Origin of the sequence: Streptomyces solicamelliae (assembly GCF_045348655.1) — a bacterium.
GTDB classification, from domain to species: Bacteria; Actinomycetota; Actinomycetes; order Streptomycetales; family Streptomycetaceae; genus Streptomyces; species Streptomyces solicamelliae.
This window is the reverse complement of the sequence record NZ_CP160404.1, coordinates 3600756-3620970: the sequence shown is the minus strand read 5'-3', so window position 1 is coordinate 3620970 and position 20215 is coordinate 3600756. Positions and strand designations below refer to the sequence as shown.

Here is a 20215-nt window from a genome sequence, read left to right as displayed (position 1 = left end):
TCACGGACGGAACGCCTTGCGCAGCCCGGTACCGTATGCGCGAACAGCTATACCGCCGGACCACGCACGGGTGCGGTCGGGACAGACGGAGAGGGCTGGTAAAGGCTATGGAAGAGCCGCGTCGCCTCGGCGGCCGGTACGAGCTGGGCTCGGTGCTCGGCCGTGGTGGCATGGCCGAGGTCTACCTCGCGCACGACACCCGGCTCGGTCGCACCGTCGCCGTGAAGACGCTGCGGGCGGATCTCGCCCGTGACCCGTCCTTCCAGGCCCGGTTCCGCCGGGAGGCCCAGTCCGCCGCCTCGCTGAACCACCCGGCGATCGTCGCCGTCTACGACACCGGTGAGGACTACGTCGACGGGGTCTCCATCCCGTACATCGTGATGGAGTACGTCGACGGCTCCACCCTGCGTGAGCTTCTTCACAGCGGCCGCAAGCTGCTGCCCGAGCGCACCCTCGAGATGACCGTCGGCATCCTGCAGGCGCTCGAGTACTCGCACCGCGCCGGCATCGTGCACCGCGACATCAAGCCGGCGAACGTCATGCTGACGCGCACCGGCCAGGTCAAGGTCATGGACTTCGGCATCGCCCGCGCCATGGGCGACTCCGGCATGACCATGACGCAGACCGCCGCGGTGATCGGCACGGCCCAGTACCTCTCCCCGGAGCAGGCCAAGGGCGAGCAGGTCGACGCCCGCTCCGACCTGTACTCCACCGGCTGCCTGCTGTACGAGCTGCTGACCGTGCGGCCGCCGTTCGTCGGCGACTCCCCGGTCGCGGTCGCGTACCAGCACGTGCGCGAGGAGCCGCAGCCGCCGAGCACCTTCGACCCCGAGATCACGCCCGAGATGGACGCCATCGTCCTCAAGGCGCTGGTCAAGGACCCCGACTACCGGTACCAGTCCGCCGACGAGATGCGCGCGGACATCGAGGCCTGCCTCGACGGCCAGCCGGTCGCCGCCACCGCGGCGATGGGCGTGGCCGCGTACGGCGCCGCGGGCGGTTACGGCGGCTACGGCGCCGACGACCAGCCGACGACGGCGCTGCGGCAGACCGACCCGGCCGGTCAGACCTCGATGCTCCCGCCGATGAACCCGGACGACGGCGGCTACGGCTACGACGACCGCCCCGGCGGCCGCCGCGGGAACAGGCCTCCGAAGAAGTCGAACACGTCGACGATATTGCTGGCGGTGGCGGGCGTACTGGTGCTCGTCGGCGCGATCCTGATCGGGCAGGCGCTGTTCGACCAGGACAACGGCTCCGACCAGGTCCCGGTGCCCCAGCTCGTCGGCAAGACGCTCCAGCAGGCGCAGACCAGCGGCACCAACGTGGGCGTGAAGGTCCAGCAGGGCGGCACGGCCCGCTGCGAGCAGCCCAAGGGCTCCATCTGCACCCAGAGCCCGGAGGCGACCGAGGGCGCGCGGATGGCCAAGGGCGAAACCATCACCGTCCAGGTGTCCGAGGGCTCCCCGCTGCAGGAGGTTCCGGACGTCACCGAGAAGTCCCAGGAAAGCGCTACGGAGCAGCTGGAGAACAAGGGCTTCAAGGTCGCGGTGAAGGAGGAGGAGTCCGACGAGGAGCCGGGCACGGTCCTGAGCCAGAACCCGAAGGGCGGCTCGCAGGCCGAGAAGAACTCCGAGGTCACCATCACGGTGGCGAAGAAGTCCCTGAAGACCGTCCCGCGTGTCGTGGGGAACCAGTTCGACCAGGCCAAGGCCCAGCTCGAAACGCTGAAGTTCACCGTCGCCCGCGTCGACGTCGACTCGCAGCAGCCGGCCGGAACGGTGATCGAGCAGGACCCGAAGGGCGATTCGAAGGCGGCCGAGGGCACGCAGGTCACGCTGAAGGTCTCCAAGGGCCCGGCCCAGCAGCAGACCATCCCGGGTGACATCGCGGGCAAGAAGCTCAAGGACGTCCGGGAGCAGCTCCAGGGCATGGGTCTGAACGTCCAGCTCGCCCCGGGCGCGTCCGACAAGGACAACGCCACGGTGGTCAACAGCAACCCCGGCCCCGGCTCTCCGGTGACTCCGGGCCAGACGGTCATGCTGTGGACCGTGGGCGGCGACGACGGCGGTGACAACGGCGGCGGCTTCTTCGGCGGCGCCAACGGCTAGCCGCGGCCGACGACATGCAGTGGGGCCCGCCTCCTTCGGGAGGCGGGCCCCACTGCGTTGGTTCCGGGCGGTGTCAGCCGAGTTCGGCCGGCGGGGTGCGGGTGTTGTCGACCTTCTCCGTGCGCTCCAGTTCGCCCCAGACGATGAAGCGGTAGTCGGAGGTGTACATCGGCGTGCACGTCGTAAGAGTGATGTAGCGGCCGGGCTTCTTCTTGCCCGCCTGCTTGGGGATCGGCTGCAGGACCTCGACGTTGTACTTGGTCGTCTGCGGCATGGTCTTGAAGACCTTGTAGACGTACCAGGTGTCCTTGGATTCAAAGACGATCGAGTCGCCGGTCTTCAGCTTGTGGATGTTGTGGAACTTCGCGCCGTGCCCGTCCCGGTGCGCGGCCAGGGTGAAGTTGCCCTGCTTATCCTGGGGGAGGGCGGACTTGACCGGGTCGGTGTAGTAGCCGGCGACGCCGTTGTTCAGGGTCTTGCTGTCGGTGCCCTGCTTGACGAGTATCTCGCCGTTCCCCATCGCGGGGACGTGCAGGAAGCCGATGCCGTCCCTGGTGTCGAGCGCCCCCGGACCACCGGCCCAGCGGTCGCGGACCTGATCGCCCTCTTTCGCCGCCGCCTGGTCGGCGAGCACGTTCGTCCACCACAGCGAGTAGACGACGAACAGACCGAGCAACACCCCACCCGTGATGAGCAGTTCGCCGAATACGCTGACCGCGGTGGCGATCCGCTCGCGCGCACGTGACACTGTGTCGGTTCCTCTCTCAGCCTACGAGCGCGTCCGGTTTCCCCTTGCTGCGCGGGCGTTCCTCGACCATCTTCCCCCACACGATCATCCGGTAGGTGCTCGTGAACTCGGGGGTGCAGGTGGTCAGTGTGATGTATCGGCCCGGCGCGGTGAACCCCGACCCCTTCGGAACGGGATCGATCACGGAGACGTTCGAGGGGGCGGTCTGCGGCAGGATGCTCGCCATCTCGTACGTGTAGTACGTGTCCGCCGTCTCCACGACGATCGGATCACCGGGCTCCAGCCGGTTGATGTACCGGAACGGTTCGCCGTGCGTGTTCCGGTGGCCGGCCACCGCGAAGTTGCCCTGCTTGTCCTGCGGCATCGCGGTCTTCAGCTTGCCCTCGCCGTAGTGGCCCACCATGCCGCGGTCGAGGACCTTCGGCTTGCTGATGCCCTCGGCGATCGGCACCACCACGTCGAGCTTCGGGATGTACATGATCGCGAAGCCCTGGCCGGGCTCGAAGGCGTCGGGCGTGCGGCCGTCCTTCGTCTTCGCCCAGTCCTGGGTGATCTGTTCCTTCGCCGTGTTCGCCTCCTGGCCGGCCCGGACGTTCGTCCACCACAGCTGGTACGCGACGAACAGCAGCATCACCACGCCGAAACTGATGAACAGCTCGCCCACCACCCGGCTGGCCACCACGCCCACGCTCTCCTTGCGGGCACGGGCGGCCCTGCGGGCCTCCACCCGGGACATCGGGCGGGAGGGCGCCTGTTCGGCCGCAGGAGGGGCCGTGGCGGCCCCTCTGCGCCCTCTGGCCTTCGCGGCCCTGCGGCGTTCCGCCCGGCCCGGGCCGGGGACGGGAGCGGGGGCGGGCGTCGTGCCCGGTTCCTCGACCGTCCGCAGCGCCACCGTCTCGTCGTCGCGCACCTGCGCGTGCGCGTACGGCTCGGGGTCCGGTATCGGCTCGTACGCGGCCGTGGGCTCGGCCTCGTACATGGCGGTCGGCTCGGGCTCGTACGCGGCCGTGGGCTCGGGCTCGTACACGGGAGCCGGCTCAGGTCGGTACAGCGCGGCCGGGTCGGGCTCGTACAGGGCCGCGGGCTCGGGCTCGTACGCCGCCGCGGGCTCGGGCTCGTACCCGTACGCCGCGGGCTGTTCCCCGTACCCGTACGGCTCCGGGTCGGGGTCGGGCTGGCTCGCCGCCCGGAACCAGGGCGACCCCTCCGTCACGCGACGGCCTTGCCCACCACCGGCGCGAGGCCCGTCGAGCGTGCCACCGCGCCCGTGTCACCGCACTGCTCCAGCCAGTTGGCGAGCATCAGGTGACCGTACTCGGTCAGCACCGACTCGGGGTGGAACTGCACGCCCTCCACCGCGAACTCACGGTGCCGCAGGCCCATGATGATGCCGTCCTCGGTGCGCGCGGTGACCTCGAGCTCGTCCGGCAGGTCGGCCGGCTCCGCGGCCAGCGAGTGGTACCGGGTCGCCGTGAACGGCGAGGGGAGTCCGGCGAAGACGCCCTTGCCCTGGTGCGTGACCGGGGAGGTCTTGCCGTGCAGCAGCTCGGGGGCGCGGTCGACCACGCCGCCGTACGCGACGGCCATCGACTGCATGCCCAGGCAGACGCCGAAGACCGGGACGCCCGTGGCCGCGCAGTGCTTCACCATGTCGATGCAGACGCCGGCCTGCTCCGGGGCGCCGGGCCCCGGGGAGAGCAGGACGCCGTCGAAGCCGTCCTGGGCGTGCTCCAGGGCCACCTCGTCGTTCCGCAGCACCTCGCACTCCGCGCCGAGCTGGTACAGGTACTGCACGAGGTTGAAGACGAAGCTGTCGTAGTTGTCGACGACGAGAATGCGAGCGCTCACTGACCGTCCACCGTCACATCGTTGAACGGAAGCAGCGGCTCCGCCCAGGGGAACACGTACTGGAAGAGCACGTAGACGACAGCGAGGACGAGCACGAGCGAGATAAGCGCCCGTACCCACGTGTTGCCCGGCAGATGCCGCCAGATCCAGCCGTACATGACGTCTGCCGGTCCTTCTCTCTCGACTGTGGTCCCCATGCCCGTCGGGACCAGGGTAAGGGGCGGAGGTGTCGTCTTGGGTCAGCAGTTCAAAGCTGTGGATCAGAGCTGTGGATTGTTCAGAGCTGTGGATTGTCCAAGGCCGTGGGTCGGCCCTGGGTCACGGGCCGGGTGGCGTCCAGGTGGGCCCAGACGATCAGCCGGTGGCTGCTGCCCCACTCGGGCTCGCAGGTGGTGAGCGTCAGATAGCGGCCCGGGCCGTCGAATCCGGACTTCCGCGGCACCGGGTCGATCACGCCGGTGTCGGTGGGCACGGTCCGGTACGGCTTCCCGGTGATCCGGTACGTGTACCAGGTCGTCCCGTCCGTGAGGACGACCGCGTCGCCGGGACGGAGCTCCGGCACGTCCTTGAAAGGGTCCCCGTACGTGCGGCGGTGACCGGCGACGGCGAAGTTGCCGGTCGCGCCGAGGCGGGCGGTGCCGGCGTAGTGGCCGAGGCCCTTCTTGAGCGTGCCGGTGGCCGTGCCCTCCAGGACCGGCCAGTCCCACTCGGAGCCGAAGCGGGGGATGTACATGACGGCGATGCCCTTGCCGGCGCGGTACGGCGGCGGGGCGGGGGCCTGCGCGGGTGCCTGCGCGGGCGGCGGCTCGCGGGCGACCCACTCGTCCTGGAGAAGCCGGATCTGGCCGTCCATGGCGGCCTCGGCCTTCACGCCCGTCCAGAACATCACGTAGCCGACGAAGAGCACGATGACCGCGCCCACGGTGATGCACAGCTCGCTGAACGTCCTGACGACCAGTCGTACCGACAGCACCACTGGCCTCCTCGGCCGCCCCTGCGGCTCAGCTGCTCGGCTTGGCGTAGTGGAGATCCACTGTGCCGGAGTACCCCGGCAGAGTCACCGTCTCGTGCTCGTCGACTTTCCAGCCGAGCCCGTAGGCCTTCACGTACAGCTGGTAGTTCTGCAGCGCCGGGGACGCCGTCAGCGCCTTCTCCAGCGCACGCCTGTCGCCCACGGCGGTGACCTTGTACGGGGGCGAGTAGACGCGGCCCTGGAGGATCAGGGTGTTGCCGACGCAGCGCACGGCGCTGGTGGAGATCAGCCGCTGGTCCATGACCTTGATGCCGGTCGCGCCGCCCTTCCACAGGGCGTTCACGACGGCCTGGAGGTCCTGCTGGTGGATGACCAGGTCGTTGGCCTGGGGCTCGGGGTAGCCGGGGGCGGCCTGGGCGTTCGGCGGGGCGTCGTCGAGGGTGACGGTGAGGCCCGGGCCGGTGACCTTGGTCGTGCCGGCGGCGGCCTCCAGGGCGCGCAGTTCGGCGTCCTCGGCCTTGGTCGAGCCGTCGTCGCGGCGGGCGAGGGTGTCCACTTGGTCGCGCACGGCCGCGGTCGACTCGTCGAGCTGGGCGTTCTTGTGACTCCGCTCCTGGATCAGGTCGGAGAGCCGCAGCAGGGAGTCGTCCGTGCGAATGTTGGTGCCCTTGGCGGTGTTGAAACTGGTGACGAAGATCAGACCGGCGAGCGCGAAGACGGCAGCGGTGAGCACCCGGACGGGGCTCCAGCGGTTGCGTCGCCCAGGTCCGGCGGCGGAGTCGGCAGAATTGCTCAACGTACCCTGATCCCCTTCCGTGCCGCGGAAGCACTACGCTAACGGACGCCCCGGGGGGCCGGTGGTCCTCCCACCCCCGTCCCGGTGCCAGCCATCGTTCACTGCGCGGTCACGCAGCGCATCGACAGGAGAGTCCCTCGTGCCGAAGTCACGGATCCGCAAGAAGGCCGACTACACGCCGCCGACGGCGAAGCAGGCGACCAACATCAAGCTGACCAGCAGCAGCTGGGTGGCTCCCGTGATGCTGGCGCTCTTCCTCATCGGCCTGGTGTGGATCGTGGTCTTCTACGTCACCGACGGCACCCTGCCCATCAAGTCGTTGGCGAACTGGAACATCGTCGTCGGCTTCGGCTTCATCGCGGCCGGCTTCGGCGTCTCCACCCAGTGGAAGTAGGGGAAGCTCACCCCAGAACTTATCCACAGAGTTGTCCACATCACTGGGGACAAAGTTACGACGATCTGTGGATAACTCACATGAGGTTGACGCCGATGTGACTGGTGAGACCTCGGAAGATTCCGCCCACGCCCCTTGCCCAGCCTGGAAAATCCCAGGTCAGAGGCAAGGGGCGTGGGTTTTTCGCACACCGTGCACAAGATCCGGCACGCGCTGTGGACAACTCTGGGGAAAGCTTGCACGGGCGGTGTCCGCCCTTACGGCCCAGCAGCCGGAACGGCGGTCTCGGACCCCGGGACGCCGGCTCAGACCAGCGCGGCGGATCGGGCCAGCACGATCCCCAGGTTCACCGCGAGCAGCAGCCCGCAGGCCCCGTACTGCACCAGCCGGCGCCGCTCCCGCGGCGCGTGCACCATCGCCAGGGTGACCAGCGCACCGCCGACCAGACCGCCCACGTGCGCCTCCCAGGAGATGTTCTCCCGGGTGAAGGTCAGCAGCAGCGACAGGCCGATGAAGAGCACCACCGGCCGCATGTCGTGCCGCCGCCGCTTGGCGAGCACCGCGAAGGCGCCGATCAGGCCGAAGACGATGCCGGAGGCGCCCAGCGAGAACTGGTTCTCCGGGGCCACCAGATAGACCAGCACGGACCCGGAGAGCCCGGAGAGCAGGCAGAGCAGCGCGTACCGCGTACGGCCCAGCTCCGGCTCGACGGTGCCGCCGATGATCCACAGGCCCAGCATGTTGAACAGGAAGTGCGGGATCTCCTGGTGCAGGACCGTCGAGGTGAGCAGCCGGTACCACTCCCCGTCCGCGACCCCGACCGTCTCGGCGAGCGCCGGACTGTACGCGTAACCGATCATCGCCAGCTCGTCGACCAGCCGGTCGCCGGCCACCAGCACCGCGATGAACAGGGCCAGATTGATCCCGATCAGGATCTTGGTGACGAAGCGCCCGTCGGACGCGAGCCGGCCGCCCACTATCGTGCGCGGCTGGTTGGCCCCGGGCGCGTGGCCCGTGCCGGATCCGTTGCGGACGCAGTCGGGGCACTGGAAGCCCACGGACGCGCTGACCATGCACTCCGGGCAGATCGGCTTCTCGCACCGGGTGCACCGGATGCCCGTCTCCACGTCCGGGTGGCGGTAGCAGCGCGACAGACCGGACTCCATGGGAGGTCCCTCCTGAGGACGTGGACGGCGGGGCCGGTGACAACACACCGCCCCGCCCATCCATACGGACGGGCGGGGCGAAAAGGTTCCCCGGAGACGAAAGGGGAGCCGCGCGCCGGCGTCAGCGCGTCTCGATCACCACGGACTGGATGACCACGTCGTTGACCGGACGGTCGGTGCGCGGGTTCGTCTGGGTGGTGGCGATCGCGTCCACGACCTTCTTGCTCGCCTCGCCGGTGACCTCACCGAAGATGGTGTGCTTGCCGGTCAGCCAGGCCGTCGGGGAGACGGTGACGAAGAACTGCGAGCCGTTGGTGCCCGGGCCGGCGTTGGCCATGGCCAGCAGGTACGGCTTGTTGAACGCGAGCTCCGGGTGGAACTCGTCGGCGAACTTGTAGCCCGGGCCGCCGGTGCCGTTGCCCAGCGGGTCGCCGCCCTGGATCATGAAGCCCTCGATGACCCGGTGGAAGACCGTGCCGTCGTAGAGGGGGGCGGTGGACTTCTGGCCGGTGGCCGGGTCGGTCCACTCGCGCTCGCCCTTGGCGAGCTCGACGAAGTTCTTGACCGTCTTCGGGGCGTGGTTCGGGAAGAGCTCGATCTCGATGTCGCCCTGGTTGGTCTTGAGGGTGGCGTAAAGCTTCTCGGCCACGATGTGCCTTCCGTGAGTCTGCACTTACGTCGACCGATCCTCGCACGGAAGGGGCGCGGAGGCAGAAGCATGACCCGGATGGCTGCCCCGCATGCCGGACGGGGAATCTGCGGGCATGATTTCGCGAAGGGCGGATATGCGAACTGTGCCCTGTTCGGGACGTGCCACTCGGTTGCGTCCCGGATCCCGCGATTACGCCACCGAGGAGGAGGATCCCGTGACCCGCATGGACAGCGTGCGCGCCGCGACCGGTTCGGCGAAGGACAGCGTGCGTCACGCCGCGGACGTGGTGGCGCCTTACGCAGACACGGCCAGAGAGCAGGCCGCGCTCTATGCGCATGAGGCACGCGTCAAACTCGCACCGAAGGTCTCCAAGGCCGCACATCAGGCCCGTGTGCAGGCTCGTGTGCAGTACGCCGCGCATGTCGCGCCGCATGTACCGCCGCGGGTGGACGCTGCCGCGCACACAGCGGCGGACCGTACCCGCAAGGCCGCCCGGGTGGCGGCCGACTACACCGTGCCGCGTGTCGAGAGCGCGGTCGCGGCGACCGGTCCCGTCCTGGAGGAGGCCGGTCAGCGTTCCGTCGCCGCCTGGGCCGCACTACGCGGTCAGGTGACTCCGAAGGAGATCGAGAAGCTGGTCAGGAAACACAAGCGCCGGGCCAAGGCCGGGACGGCCGCCAAGGGGATGCTGGTCCTCGGGCTGCTGTTCGGCGGGGCCTTCGCCGTGTGGAAGTGGTGGGACAAGCAGGCCAATCCCGACTGGCTGGTCGAGCCGCCCGCGCCCACCGAAGTCTCGGAGGGTACTGAGGGGTCGGAAGGTTCGGGTCGTTCCCCGCTGTCGTCCGTGGAGGGCGGTGGCTCCCTCGACGCCGAGGTGGAGGCCAAGCAGGCCGAGTCCGATGCCGCCGATCGCGATCGTGACGAGCGCCGCTGACGCCTGAGCGTCGTTCGGGGCACGTCGGGCGGTGGACGCCGGTCGAGCGGATGGCTCCGATCGGTCGGAAAACGTCGGTCGGTCGGAGAACACCGGTCGAGCGGATGACTCCAGTCGGTCGGAGAACACCGGCCGGTCGGACGACTCCGGTCAGCCGAGGACGTCGGCCGGTCCGAGGACGCCGGGAGACTGTGCGCTCCCGGCGTCTACGCCGTCGCGGCACTTTCCGCGAGGGCGCGCTCGCCGCGCTCCGCCCGCTCGGCCCGCTCGTCGCGGTCCGCGTCGTCGACCGGGTCGGTCTCCAGGGCGGCATCGGCACGCAGGTGACGGTGGCGTGCGGAGGGCGTGGCGTTGTGCGCCTCGGCGCGGATGCGCTGCTTGATGGTGGGCGGCAGGGACCTGTCCCGCGCCGCCGGAGAGACGGCGGCGGAGGCCGGTGCTCTCCGGTCCACCTGCGCGGGCACCGTCGCGAGCACGCGGCGGGCGGTGGCGTCGGAGGCGGTCGGCTCCTCCGGGCGGCTGACGGCGGGCTGCTGGGCGGCGGTCGCGGGGGTCGCGAAGCCGAGGGCGCCCAGGAGGGCGACGAATACGGAGACGAAGGCGGTCCAGAACTGCTTGACCTTGGCGGTTGCCATGGCTCCTCGCTTTCGGCGGTGCGCCGGGGGCCGGCGCGTCATTCGGACGGGTCTGCGGTGGTTCATTTCAGGTTGCGCGATCTACATACCTTTCTCATGATGTGTACGCAGCCCGGGAAACCCAGGACCGACGCCGTCGCCACGCAGTTCTTCCGATGAACACCACCCGTGCGGCGCAACCGGCCGCTTCCGCTTCCCTGCTCGGGCGGCCGGCGCGAACTCCCGCCGGGCCGCGGCCGCCTCGGCCCACCGCACCGCCGGCCCCATCGCCAGCCCGGCCACCAGGAAGATCCCGCCGAGCACGAACCACCCCGGCACGCCCCAGGTCATGAGCAGCGCCGTGACCAGCAGCGGCCCCGCCGTACGGGCCAGCGGCACCCCGGTGCCGAAGAAACCCTGGTACTGGCCGACCCGGCCGGCCGGCGCGAGGTCGAAGGAGAGCTGCCAGGACCCGGCCGACTGCCGCAGTTCCGCGGCCACCTGAAGGACCGCGCCCGCGACGAGCACGCCGAGCGCCGCCCAGCCCGGCAGCGCGAGCGCCGACAGCGCGAACACCGCGCACGAGACGAGCATCACCGCACCGGACGAACGCACCGCACGGGTCGCGGACGCCGGATCGGTCACCGAGCGGGCGACGCGGACCTGAAAGAGCATCACGGCCGCCGTGTTGAGCACGAACAGCGCCGAGACCGTCCAGCCGGGCGCCTCCGTACGGGCCGAGACCCACAGTGGCAGCGCCAGGCTCAGCAGCGGCAGCCGCAGCAGCAGGACCGCGTTCAGCAGGCTCACCAGCGCGTACGGGCGGTCCCGCAGCACCGCGAACCGGGGCGCGGCCTCATCGCCCGGCTCGGCGGCCGGCTCCGCGGCCGGGACCTTCGGCAGCCCGGACAGGACCAGCGCGCAGATCAGGAAGGCCGCCACGTCCAGGGCGAACACCGCCAGGAACGCCTCCCGGCTGCCCAGGTGCAGGGCCAGGCCGCCGAGCCCCGCGCCGACCGCGAGGCCCGCGTTGAGCGTGGACTGCAGCCGGGCCATCACGCCGGTGCGCTCCTCCTTGTCCACGAGGCCGGCCAGCAGCGCCTGCCGCGCCGCGGCGAGCCCGCACTGCGCGGTCGCGTACGCCGCGGCGGCCACGAGGAAGAGCCCGTACGAGCGGATGAAGAGGAACGCCGCGACGGACCCGGCGGTCAGCAGCGCGAGCACGACCGCGGTGCCACGCGCCCCGCGCCGGTCGGCCAGGTGGCCCAGCGGAACGCCGGCGAGGGAGCCGACGGCCCAGGCGAGCGTCAGGCCGAGACCGATCTGGGCCGCGGACAGGCCGACGATCCGGGAGAAGTACAGCGCGGAGCAGACGTAGAAGGCGCCGTCGCCGACGGAGTTGCTCAGCTGCGCGGCGGCGAGCGCGCGGGGCGCTCCGGGCGGGGGCAGGAGAGTGAGGGCCATGTCCATGACGTTAGCGAGTCACTGGCCCGCTGACCTGGTCCATTCAAGGCCGGGGAGACTGGGCCACTTGGACGCCCCCGAACACCTCTCACAGGGCGAAATGCATAATGACCGTCCCCCACGGAGAGCGTCTCTGCGAAAGACCGGAAGACCGTCCCCGACGAGAGAGCGGCCATGACCATCGAGTGGCGTTACACCATCCAGCCCGATCTGGGCGTGCTGTCCCTGGCCGGCTTCCTCGGCACGGACGCCGTGGGCCGGTTCGCGGGCGCGGTGGGCTGGGCGGTGGCCCGCGGCACGGGTCCGGTCATCCTCGACCTGACGAGCCTGCGCGGCTGGTCGGACGGCGGCCGCGCGGCGGTCGCCGAGGCGGCGGTCCGGCTGGCGGCGGAGGGACGGAGCCTGGAGCTCGCGGCGGCGCCCGAGGGCGGCTGCCCGCCGATACCCGTGCACCCCGATCTGCCGGCCGCGCTCGCCGCCCACCGCGGCGGCAGCGGCGCGGAGCAGCGCGAATGGCGCACCGGCGACTGGCCGACCCCGGAGCAACCGGTTTGAAGTGACGTGAGCCACAGACTGTCACAGCCGTGACCCGCCCGGTGTCTTGAGTCCGAACCCCCTGGGAGACGGACCCGGAGGCGACGGAGGAGACCCGCCATGGCTGAGCACACCAGCGCCACGAACGTCCCGAACGTCACGGGCGCCGCGGACGTCGCGCACGTCACGAACGTCGTCGTGATCGGCGGCGGTTACGCCGGGGTCATGGCCGCCAATCGCCTCACCCAGCGCGACGACGTGACCGTGACCGTGATCAACCCGCGCCGGAGCTTCGTCCCGCGCCTCCGCCTGCACCAGCTGGTCGCCGGAACGCACGAGGCGGTCGTCGACTACGCCACCGTCCTCGCCGACGGCGTCCGGCTGCGCGTGGACACCGTGGACCGCATCGACGCGGCGGGCCGCGGCGTGACCTTGGCGAGCGGCGACACCCTCGCGTACGACTACCTGATCTACGCGGCCGGCAGCGGCAGCACCGTCCCGCAGGTGCCCGGCGCGGCCGCGTTCGCGTACCCGATCGACACCCTGGAGACGGCCCGGCGGCTGCGGGCCGTCCTCGAGGACACGCCCCTGTCGTCCCCCGTGACGGTCGTCGGCGGCGGCCCCACCGGCATCGAGACCGCCGCGGAGCTGGCCGAGCGGGGGCGCGGGGTCACCCTGGCCTGCGGCGGCGCCCTCGGCCCGTACCTGCACCCCCGCGCCCGCCGTACGGCCGCGAAGAGGCTGGCGGAGCTCGGCGTGACCGTGCTGGAGGGCCCCGGGACCAAGGTGACCGCCGTGACCGCCGACGCCGTGCAGCTCGCCGACGGCCGTCGGCTCGACGCCCACGTCACCGTCTGGTCCACCGGCTTCGGCGTGCCCGACCTGGCCGCCCGCAGCGGTCTGAGCACCGACGCCGTCGGCCGGCTGCTCACCGACGAGACGCTGACCAGCGTCGACGACGAGCGCATCCTCGCCGCCGGAGACTCGGCCGCCCCGTCGGACCTGCCGTTCCGGATGGGCGCGTACGGCGCGGGCTGCCTGGGCGCGCACGCCGCCGACACGGTGCTCGCCCGGCTGGCCGGGCAGCGGCCCGAGCGGGTCAAGCTGTCGTTCCCGGCGATGTGCGTGAGCCTCGGCCGGCGCACCGCGATCTTCCAGCTGGCCCACAAGGACGACACCGCGATGCGGCTCTACGTGCCGGGGCGGGCGGGCGCGAAACTCAAGGAGTTCTCCTGCGAGGCCAGCGTCAAGCACCTGGTGCACGAGGCCGCGAAGCCCGGCTCGCACCGCTGGCCCACGAACGACGCGCACCGGCGCGCGCAGCTGGCCGAACGCGGCGGGACGCCGGACGCCCCCGTGCAGGCCGTGGTGAAGGCCGCCGCCGGGCACACGGCCTGACGGCCGCCGAGGAGGGGAGCGCATGCCGTGGCCGACGCCACCACCGACCGGGCGACCGAGAGCTTCGTCGCCCACCGGAATCTGCTCTTCACCGTCGCGTACGAGGTGCTGGGCTCCGCCGCCGATGCCGAGGACGTCCTGCAGGAGACCTGGCTGCGCTGGATCCGGGCCGAGCCGGACCGGGTCGCCGACCACCGGGCCTACCTGGTCCGGATCGCCACCCGCCAGGCGCTCAACCGGCTGCGCACCGTGAAGCGCCGCAGGGAGGCGTACGTCGGGCCGTGGCTGCCCGAGCCGATGCTCACCACCCCCGACGTCGCCGACGTCGAACTGGTCGAGAGCGTGTCGATGGCGATGATGCTCGTCCTGGAGAGCCTCTCCCCGACCGAACGGGCCGTCTTCGTGCTCCGCGAGGTGTTCGAGATCGACTACGAGGAGATAGCCGAGGCCGTCGAAAGGAGCCCGGGGGCCGTCCGCCAGATCGCCCACCGCGCCCGCCGGCGCGTCGACGCCCGCCGCCCGCCACCCGCGCCGGACGGCCTCCCCGGGCGTGGTCCGGGCCGCGCTGGAGTCGTTCCGGCGCGCGCTCGAGTCCGGGAACCCGCAGGAGCTGCTCGACGTGCTCGCCCCGCAGGTGGTGCTGGTGAGCGACGGCGGCGGCGGGAAGCGGGCCGCGCTGCGGCCCGTGGTCGGCGCCGACAAGGTGGCCCGCTACTCCTTCGGCGGCACCGCCAGACACCGGGTGACGGTCGCCTGCGAGACCACCGTGGTCAACGGCAGCCCGGCGCTCGCCGTGCACGTGAACGGCGAACTGGACGGCGTCATGGCGCTGCGCGTCGAGGACGCCCTGATCACCGGCCCCTCCTACGTCCGCAACCCCGAGAAGCTCACCCACGTCGGCTCCGAGACGCCGCTCGCCCTGCGCTGAGCCGCGGACCGCCCCGGACCGCCCCGGATCGCCCCCGGCCCGCCCGCGGCCGCCCGCGGACGAGCCGCGCGAGCCGACGCAAATGCCCTCCGCCCGGGAGTCTTCCCAGGTCGGAGGGCATTCGAGGAGTGGAGCCTAGGGGAGTCGAACCCCTGACATCTGCCATGCAAAGACAGCGCTCTACCAACTGAGCTAAGGCCCCGGAAAACGCAGGCGACCGGTCGTTCTCCCGACCGGGCCGCGCCGCAGACCAGAGTACCGGGTCACCCCCCGGGTACGGCAAAAACATTGGGGCTCCCGGTGCGAGAGCACTCTCCGTAAGATGCTTGCGAGGTTCGCAGTGGCGAACCGCAGGGATGGGGAGAAGCAATGGATGCAGCGCAGCAGGAAGCCACGGCAAGAGCCAGAGAGCTTCAGCGCAGTTGGTACGGCGAGCCGCTGGGGGCGCTGTTCCGCCGGCTGATCGACGATCTCGGGCTGAACCAGGCCCGGCTCGCGGCCGTACTCGGCCTGTCCGCGCCCATGCTGTCCCAGCTGATGAGCGGCCAGCGGGCCAAGATCGGCAACCCGGCGGTCGTCCAGCGCGTCCAGGCCCTGCAGGAGCTCGCGGGTCAGGTCGCGGACGGCAGCATCAGCGCCGCCGAGGCCACCGACCGCATGGAGGAGATCAAGAAGTCGCAGGGCGGCTCGGTCCTCACCACCACCAGCCAGACGACGAACAGCTCGGGCGCGCCGACCGTGCGCCGGGTGGTCCGCGAGATCCAGTCGCTGCTGCGCTCGGTCGCGGCGGCCGGCGACATCATCGACGCGGCGGACTCTCTCGCCCCGACGCATCCGGAACTGGCAGAGTTCCTCCGGGTGTACGGCGCGGGCCGTACGTCCGACGCGGTCTCGCACTACGAGTCGCACCAGAACTGACGCCGACACGGCACGACGGGAGCGGGCGCAGCGCAATGGGTGAGGTCTTCGCGGGCCGGTACGAACTGGTCGACCCGATCGGACGCGGCGGGGTGGGCGCGGTGTGGCGTGCCTGGGACCACCGGAGGCGGCGTTATGTCGCCGCCAAGGTGCTCCAGCAGAGCGACGCGCACACCTTGCTGCGTTTCGTCCGCGAGCAGGCTCTGAGGATCGACCACCCGCACGTCCTCGCCCCGGCCAGCTGGGCCGCGGACGACGACAAGGTGCTGTTCACCATGGACCTGGTGAGCGGCGGCTCGCTGGCGCACCTCATCGGCGACTACGGTCCGCTCCCGCCGCGCTTCGTCTGTGTCCTGCTCGACCAGCTGCTGGCCGGTCTGGCCGCGGTGCACGCCGAGGGGGTCGTGCACCGCGACATCAAGCCGGCCAACGTGCTGCTCGAGGCGACCGGAACCGGGCGGCCGCATCTGCGGCTGTCCGACTTCGGCATCTCCATGCGCAAGGGCGAGCCCCGGCTCACCGAGACGAACTACGTGGTGGGCACGCCCGGTTACTTCGCGCCGGAGCAGCTGATGGGCGCGGAGCCGGACTTCACCGCCGACCTGTTCGCCACCGGCCTGGTGGCGCTGTATCTCCTCCAGGGGACCAAGCCCGACTCCCAGGCCCTCGTCGACTACTTCACCGCCCACGGCACCCCCGGGGCCCCGCAGGGTATCCCCGAGCCGCTGTGGCAGGTGCTCGCCGGGCTGCTCCAGCCCGACCCGCAGTCCCGGTTCCGGACCGCGAACGGCGCGCGCAAGGCGCTCGCCACGGCCGTGGAGCTGCTGCCGGACGCCGGTCCGGACGAGGAGCCGGTCGAGGTCTTCGACCAGCTCGGTCCGCTGCCGGCCGGCTTCGGCCCGGACGGGCCGCCGGCGGCCGCCCAGGAGCCCACAGCTGCTACGGCCCCCACGGCCGCTCCTGAAGCCGCGCAGGAGTCGGTTCTCCCGGCCGAGACGAGCTTCCGCCTCCCGCCGCCCGCACCGCCGCACCAGGCGTCCCCCACGCCGTCCCCGCAGCCGCCGGACACGCCCGCCCACCAGCAGCCGCCGGCGGCGCCGATGCCCGCGTACCCGGCCGCCCCTTACACCGCCGCCGCCCACCAGGCAGCCGCGCCCGACTTCGCGCAGGCCCCCACCTCGGGCCAGGACTTCGCCCAGGCCCCCACGTCCGCCGTGCCCTACGGGCAGCCGGCGACCCGTCAGTACACGGCGCACGCCCCCGTACGGACCCCTGCGGCCGCCGTGGCGCAGCCGCAGCAGGCGGCTCCCCCGGCCCCGCGTACGCGACCGGGACCGCCCCCGAAGGTGGCGGTCCCGGTGCTGATCGTCGCGCTGCTGTGCCTGGCGGTCGGTGTCTGGGCCCTCACCCAGGTCTGATCCTCGGGTTTGACCGGCCGCCCGGCACGAAGGGCTACCAGGCCGGCGGCGGCCCGTACTGCGTCGGCTCCTGCGTGTGGGCCGGTGCCTGGGCCTGCGCCCGGGTCGCCCGCCGCCGGGCGACCAGCACCCAGCCGCCGAGCCCGAGCAGCAGCACCGCACCCGCCCCGAGCGCGACGGCCGCGACCAGCTTCATCGTCCCGCTGGTCGACGCCTCCGAGCCGCTCTGCCCGCTGGCGGCCGCGTCCCGGTCGTCGTCGGTGACCGCGAACGGCCCGGGGTCGCCCACGTACCCGGGGCCGTCCTGCGCCTGGCCCACGACGTTCACCCGCAGCGTCAGCGGCACCGGCTTGTCGCCGTACACCTTCACCACCTCCGGGCTGAGCGTCGCCGACAGGTAGTACCAGCCGGCGAACCGCATGTCGCTGACGTCGCCGGAGGACTCGAAGCGGTTCTCGTACGCGACCGGCGGCTGCGGGTCCAGCGCCAGCGTGGCCTGCTTGCCGCTGTACGAGAGCGTGTTGTCGTCGACGTGGCCGCCGGCCGGGTTGTCCAGCGACAGCACCAGCGCGTTGCTCACGTAGTCGTCACCGGTCGGGCTGCTGCCCAGCTCGGCGGTGGCGAACAGCTGCTGTCCCCAGTCGACCGGCACCCGGTAGAACAGCGTCTGCCCCGGCCTGATGTCGTCCCGCCACTCACCCTCGGTCAGGCTGGTGGCGTCGAAGTAGCTCGTGCCGCCGACGCGCTTCGTCGGGCCGCCATCCGGCGGCTGCGGCGAGGCGGACGCCCAGTCGTCCGAGGGCGCGGTCGGCGCGGCCGCCTTCAGCGCCGGCTCGGTGACGTGCCGGATCTCCAGGCCCCAGTCCTCGGGCGTGGACGTCGACTTGCTGGTCCGCTCGACGAGCACGTAGTACGCGCCGGGCGACTGGCAGTTGCCGCCGTCCCCGCCCGGCTCGACCTCGCGCATCGCGTACGCGGTGATAGGCCGCGTGTACCCGGCCGACGAGAACTGGGCCTCCTGCGCGCTGCACTGGGAGCCGGAGCCGTCCTGCAGGCTGACCTTGATCCCGTCGGTGTAGTCCGCCTTGCCGCCCGGCGGCGGCACCGCCACGACCGACACGTACGCGTTGTGCTGGCCGTCCAGGTCGACCCGGTAGTACTGCTTGCCGGTGCGGGAGACGGTGTCGCGGTAGACCGAACCCGGCTTCAGCTGCGCCGAGTTCGTGGTCGTATCCGCGCCCTTCACCTGCTGCGCCGCACTGTCGTACGCGTACGGGGCCTCGCCGGCCGCCCAGGCGGGCCCGGGCAGCGCGACCACCGCGCACAGCGCCGCCACCGCGGCCGCGGCCCTGCGGCCCGTGCCGCGCACTGTCCGGATGCGCTGCGTCGTCACGCGCTTCTCCTCGTCGTCTCCGTGGTCGTCGTCCGGTTCGCCGCCCTGCGCCGTACCAGTACGAGTACCGTGCCCGCGATCAGGACGACCGCGCCGCCCGCGGCAGCGGCGGCCGCGGTGCCGGTCCATCCTGCCCCGCCCGTCCCTCCGCTGTCTGCGCGGCCGGGCGAATCGTCCCGATCGGTCGCTGTGCGTTCCGCCACCGGGGCGCCGTGCTGCGGTCCGGCGAGCGCGTCGCCGAGCACCGCCACCCGCAGCACCACACCGATCTGGGGGTTCTCGGCGATCTCGGCGGCCCGGGCGCCGAGGGTCACGGCGATGTAGAAGCCGCCCTTGGTGTGCACCGGGAGGACGTTCGGGTGGTGCTCGTGCCGGTTGGTCCAGGAGACCGGCACGGTGCCCAGCTCGATCTTCGCCGGACGGCCGTTGTAGACGGTGCGCGGGTCGAACTCGCCCGTGCCGCCGCCGACCGGGTGCCGCCCCGGGGTGTACACCTCGGAGGCGCCGTACGAGCTCGCCCCGCCGTACCCCTTCACGGTCGGCTCGTTGGCGAACTCCACGTCGTAGCGCAGCTGCTGTCCCCAGCCGACCGGGACGCGGTACCAGAGCGTCTGGGACGGCAGCAGCCGGTCCCGCCACACGCCGGGACCGATCTCGCGGGCGTCGTTGAAGCCGGTGCCGCCGCGGATGTCCTTCGGGTCGCCCGCCGGCACCGCGGCGTCCTTGTCGCCCTTGCCGTACTCCGGCTGCGACTGGGCGAGCTTCGTCCCCGCGGCCGGCGGCGCCTCGACGCCGAAGGTCATCTCGACGGGCCAGCGTGCCGCGTCGGAGTCCGCCTGGCTCTTGCGCTCGACGATCAGGCGATAGCGGCCCGCCTCGTCGCAGGTCCGCTTGCCCTCCTCGCTCGGTACGCGGAGCACCGCCGAGGTGAGCGGGGTCGCGCCCTCGTGCTGGGAGAAGAACTGGGTGTTCAGGTCACACCGGCTGTCGCCCTTCTCGACACGGGTGCTCAGCGCGTCCAGCATGTCGACCTTCGCGCCGGGCTGGGGCACCACCGTGGCGGAGAAGCTCGCGGTGGAGAGGGCGTCGAGGTCGACGGCGTAGTGCCGCTCCTCGCCGGGGCCGATGGTGTCGAGGTACTGCCCCGGGACGAGCTTCGGGGCCCGGTCGCGGGTCGCCGTGCCCTCCACCCGGGTGCCCTTGAGCCGGTAGCCGTCGGCGGACAACTGCGAGGCGCGCTGCAGCTGTCGGGCGAGCGAGGCGGCGTCCGGGGCGTCGTAGTAGCGGCCGTTGCCGGCCTCGGCGATGCACTCCAGCTGTTCGCGGGCCTTGCCCCGGACCTGGAAGCCGACGGTGTCGATGCGCAGCCCTACGCCGTCCTTGGCGAGCTGCTCGGCGACCTCGCAGGGCTCGGGGGTGCCGCAGCTGTCCTCGCCGTCGGAGATCAGCAGGATCGTGCGGGTGCCGATCGCCCCGGCGGGCGCCGGCGGCAGGTCGGCGGCGGCCTTCTGCAGCGAGTAGCCGATCGGGGTGTCGCCCTTGGGCTTCACGGAGGCGACGGCCTGCTTCAGTCCGGACCGGTCCAGCGGTTCGACGGGGGTGAGGAGCCGGGTGTCGGTGCAGCCCGTGTCACGGTCCGCGCCGTACACCCGCAGTCCGGTGGGGTAGCCGTCCGGGAGGCTGTCGACGACCGTGCCCACAGCGGAGCGGGCCGCCTCCATGCGGGTACGGCCGGAGCCGGCGTCCTCGGCCATCGAGCCGGAGGAGTCCAGCACCATCACCAGACTGCTGCGGCCGTCCCCCTCGGCGGCCGGTGCGGCGGTCGCCGGTCCGACGGGAGCCAGCGTCCAGGCGAGCACCGCCCCGGCCGCTGCTCCCGCCGCCGTCCGGCGGCGCGTTGCTGCTCTCATCTCCTGTGTCCCCCTT

Annotated in this window: 19 protein-coding genes, 1 tRNA gene and 1 pseudogene; 8 read left to right on the top strand and 13 right to left on the bottom strand. The window is 71.8% G+C overall.

Annotated features, from left to right (window positions below; all coding sequences use genetic code 11):
- Window positions 1–107 precede the first annotated feature (107 nt).
- Window positions 108–2111 carry a Stk1 family PASTA domain-containing Ser/Thr kinase gene (gene pknB / locus ABZO31_RS16805; RefSeq protein ID WP_406862038.1) on the top strand — a complete coding sequence of 668 codons (2004 nt, stop codon included), beginning with the start codon at window positions 108–110 and terminating at the stop codon, window positions 2109–2111.
- A 73-nt stretch (window positions 2112–2184) separates the two neighbouring features.
- Here the strand turns inward: pknB and ABZO31_RS16800 are convergent, their stop codons facing one another.
- The 6 genes from ABZO31_RS16800 to ABZO31_RS16775 all read right to left on the bottom strand — a co-directional run bounded on the left by ABZO31_RS16800 (window position 2185) and on the right by ABZO31_RS16775 (window position 6476).
- Window positions 2185–2859, bottom strand: a complete 675-nt coding sequence (locus ABZO31_RS16800) for a class E sortase (protein ID WP_406862037.1) — start codon at window positions 2857–2859, stop codon at window positions 2185–2187.
- A gap of 16 nt (window positions 2860–2875) precedes the next feature.
- A complete protein-coding gene (locus ABZO31_RS16795) occupies window positions 2876–4072 on the bottom strand; it encodes a class E sortase (RefSeq protein ID WP_406862036.1) in 1197 nt (398 codons plus the stop codon).
- A complete protein-coding gene (locus ABZO31_RS16790; RefSeq protein ID WP_406862035.1) occupies window positions 4069–4707 on the bottom strand; it encodes an aminodeoxychorismate/anthranilate synthase component II in 639 nt (212 codons plus the stop codon). Before ABZO31_RS16790 ends, ABZO31_RS16795 begins: the two co-directional genes overlap by 4 nt.
- On the bottom strand, window positions 4704–4865 hold the full coding sequence (locus tag ABZO31_RS16785) for a hypothetical protein (RefSeq protein ID WP_393644873.1): 162 nt from the start codon (window positions 4863–4865) through the stop codon (window positions 4704–4706). Before ABZO31_RS16785 ends, ABZO31_RS16790 begins: the two co-directional genes overlap by 4 nt.
- A gap of 119 nt (window positions 4866–4984) precedes the next feature.
- Window positions 4985–5677 (bottom strand): class E sortase, encoded by a 693-nt coding sequence (locus ABZO31_RS16780; RefSeq protein WP_406865375.1) that lies wholly within the window; start codon window positions 5675–5677, stop codon window positions 4985–4987.
- Between the two features lie 31 nt (window positions 5678–5708).
- A complete protein-coding gene (locus ABZO31_RS16775) occupies window positions 5709–6476 on the bottom strand; it encodes a DUF881 domain-containing protein (protein ID WP_406862034.1) in 768 nt (255 codons plus the stop codon).
- A 139-nt stretch (window positions 6477–6615) separates the two neighbouring features.
- On the opposite strand from ABZO31_RS16775, the gene crgA reads away from it, so the two are divergent.
- Window positions 6616–6870, top strand: a complete 255-nt coding sequence (gene crgA / locus ABZO31_RS16770) for a cell division protein CrgA (RefSeq protein WP_406862033.1) — start codon at window positions 6616–6618, stop codon at window positions 6868–6870.
- 305 nt (window positions 6871–7175) lie between these two features.
- Here crgA and ABZO31_RS16765 read toward each other — a convergent pair whose 3' ends face one another.
- Together ABZO31_RS16765 and ABZO31_RS16760 are read right to left on the bottom strand one after the other, a co-directional pair.
- Window positions 7176–8036 (bottom strand): rhomboid family intramembrane serine protease, encoded by an 861-nt coding sequence (locus ABZO31_RS16765; protein ID WP_406862032.1) that lies wholly within the window; start codon window positions 8034–8036, stop codon window positions 7176–7178.
- Between the two features lie 121 nt (window positions 8037–8157).
- A complete protein-coding gene (locus ABZO31_RS16760; RefSeq protein ID WP_406862031.1) occupies window positions 8158–8685 on the bottom strand; it encodes a peptidylprolyl isomerase in 528 nt (175 codons plus the stop codon).
- A gap of 217 nt (window positions 8686–8902) precedes the next feature.
- On the opposite strand from ABZO31_RS16760, the gene ABZO31_RS16755 reads away from it, so the two are divergent.
- Complete coding sequence (locus tag ABZO31_RS16755) at window positions 8903–9622, top strand: DUF5324 family protein (protein WP_406862030.1); 720 nt, start codon at window positions 8903–8905, stop codon at window positions 9620–9622.
- 206 nt (window positions 9623–9828) lie between these two features.
- On the opposite strand, the gene ABZO31_RS16750 is transcribed toward ABZO31_RS16755, so the two are convergent.
- Together ABZO31_RS16750 and ABZO31_RS16745 are read right to left on the bottom strand one after the other, a co-directional pair.
- Window positions 9829–10257, bottom strand: coding sequence for a DUF6344 domain-containing protein (locus ABZO31_RS16750; RefSeq protein WP_406862029.1), 429 nt, complete (start codon window positions 10255–10257; stop codon window positions 9829–9831).
- An 81-nt stretch (window positions 10258–10338) separates the two neighbouring features.
- Window positions 10339–11700: an MFS transporter gene (locus tag ABZO31_RS16745; RefSeq protein WP_406862028.1), complete on the bottom strand. Its 1362-nt coding sequence runs from the start codon at window positions 11698–11700 to the stop codon at window positions 10339–10341.
- Window positions 11701–11874: 174 nt separating this feature from the next.
- On the opposite strand from ABZO31_RS16745, the gene ABZO31_RS16740 reads away from it, so the two are divergent.
- From ABZO31_RS16740 to ABZO31_RS16730, 3 genes and pseudogenes are all read left to right on the top strand, one after another.
- The gene (locus tag ABZO31_RS16740; RefSeq protein WP_406862027.1) at window positions 11875–12255 is read left to right on the top strand and encodes an anti-sigma factor antagonist; all 381 of its coding nucleotides are present in this window, start codon (window positions 11875–11877) and stop codon (window positions 12253–12255) included.
- A 204-nt stretch (window positions 12256–12459) separates the two neighbouring features.
- Entirely contained in the window at window positions 12460–13632 is a 1173-nt protein-coding gene (locus ABZO31_RS16735) for an NAD(P)/FAD-dependent oxidoreductase (protein WP_406865374.1), read from the top strand.
- Between the two features lie 27 nt (window positions 13633–13659).
- Window positions 13660–14560, top strand: a pseudogene (locus ABZO31_RS16730) (RNA polymerase sigma-70 factor).
- A gap of 129 nt (window positions 14561–14689) precedes the next feature.
- On the opposite strand, the gene ABZO31_RS16725 reads toward ABZO31_RS16730, so the two are convergent.
- Window positions 14690–14762: transfer RNA gene (locus ABZO31_RS16725), tRNA-Ala, on the bottom strand.
- Between the two features lie 167 nt (window positions 14763–14929).
- On the opposite strand from ABZO31_RS16725, the gene ABZO31_RS16720 reads away from it, so the two are divergent.
- Both ABZO31_RS16720 and ABZO31_RS16715 read left to right on the top strand, forming a co-directional pair.
- Window positions 14930–15478, top strand: a complete 549-nt coding sequence (locus ABZO31_RS16720; RefSeq protein WP_406862026.1) for a helix-turn-helix domain-containing protein — start codon at window positions 14930–14932, stop codon at window positions 15476–15478.
- Between the two features lie 35 nt (window positions 15479–15513).
- The gene (locus ABZO31_RS16715) at window positions 15514–16896 is read left to right on the top strand and encodes a serine/threonine-protein kinase (protein ID WP_406862025.1); all 1383 of its coding nucleotides are present in this window, start codon (window positions 15514–15516) and stop codon (window positions 16894–16896) included.
- Window positions 16897–16930: 34 nt separating this feature from the next.
- Here ABZO31_RS16715 and ABZO31_RS16710 read toward each other — a convergent pair whose 3' ends face one another.
- Together ABZO31_RS16710 and ABZO31_RS16705 are read right to left on the bottom strand one after the other, a co-directional pair.
- The gene (locus tag ABZO31_RS16710; protein WP_406862024.1) at window positions 16931–18289 is read right to left on the bottom strand and encodes a hypothetical protein; all 1359 of its coding nucleotides are present in this window, start codon (window positions 18287–18289) and stop codon (window positions 16931–16933) included.
- Entirely contained in the window at window positions 18286–20199 is a 1914-nt protein-coding gene (locus ABZO31_RS16705) for a vWA domain-containing protein (RefSeq protein WP_406862023.1), read from the bottom strand. Before ABZO31_RS16705 ends, ABZO31_RS16710 begins: the two co-directional genes overlap by 4 nt.
- Between the last annotated feature and the right edge of the window lie 16 nt (window positions 20200–20215).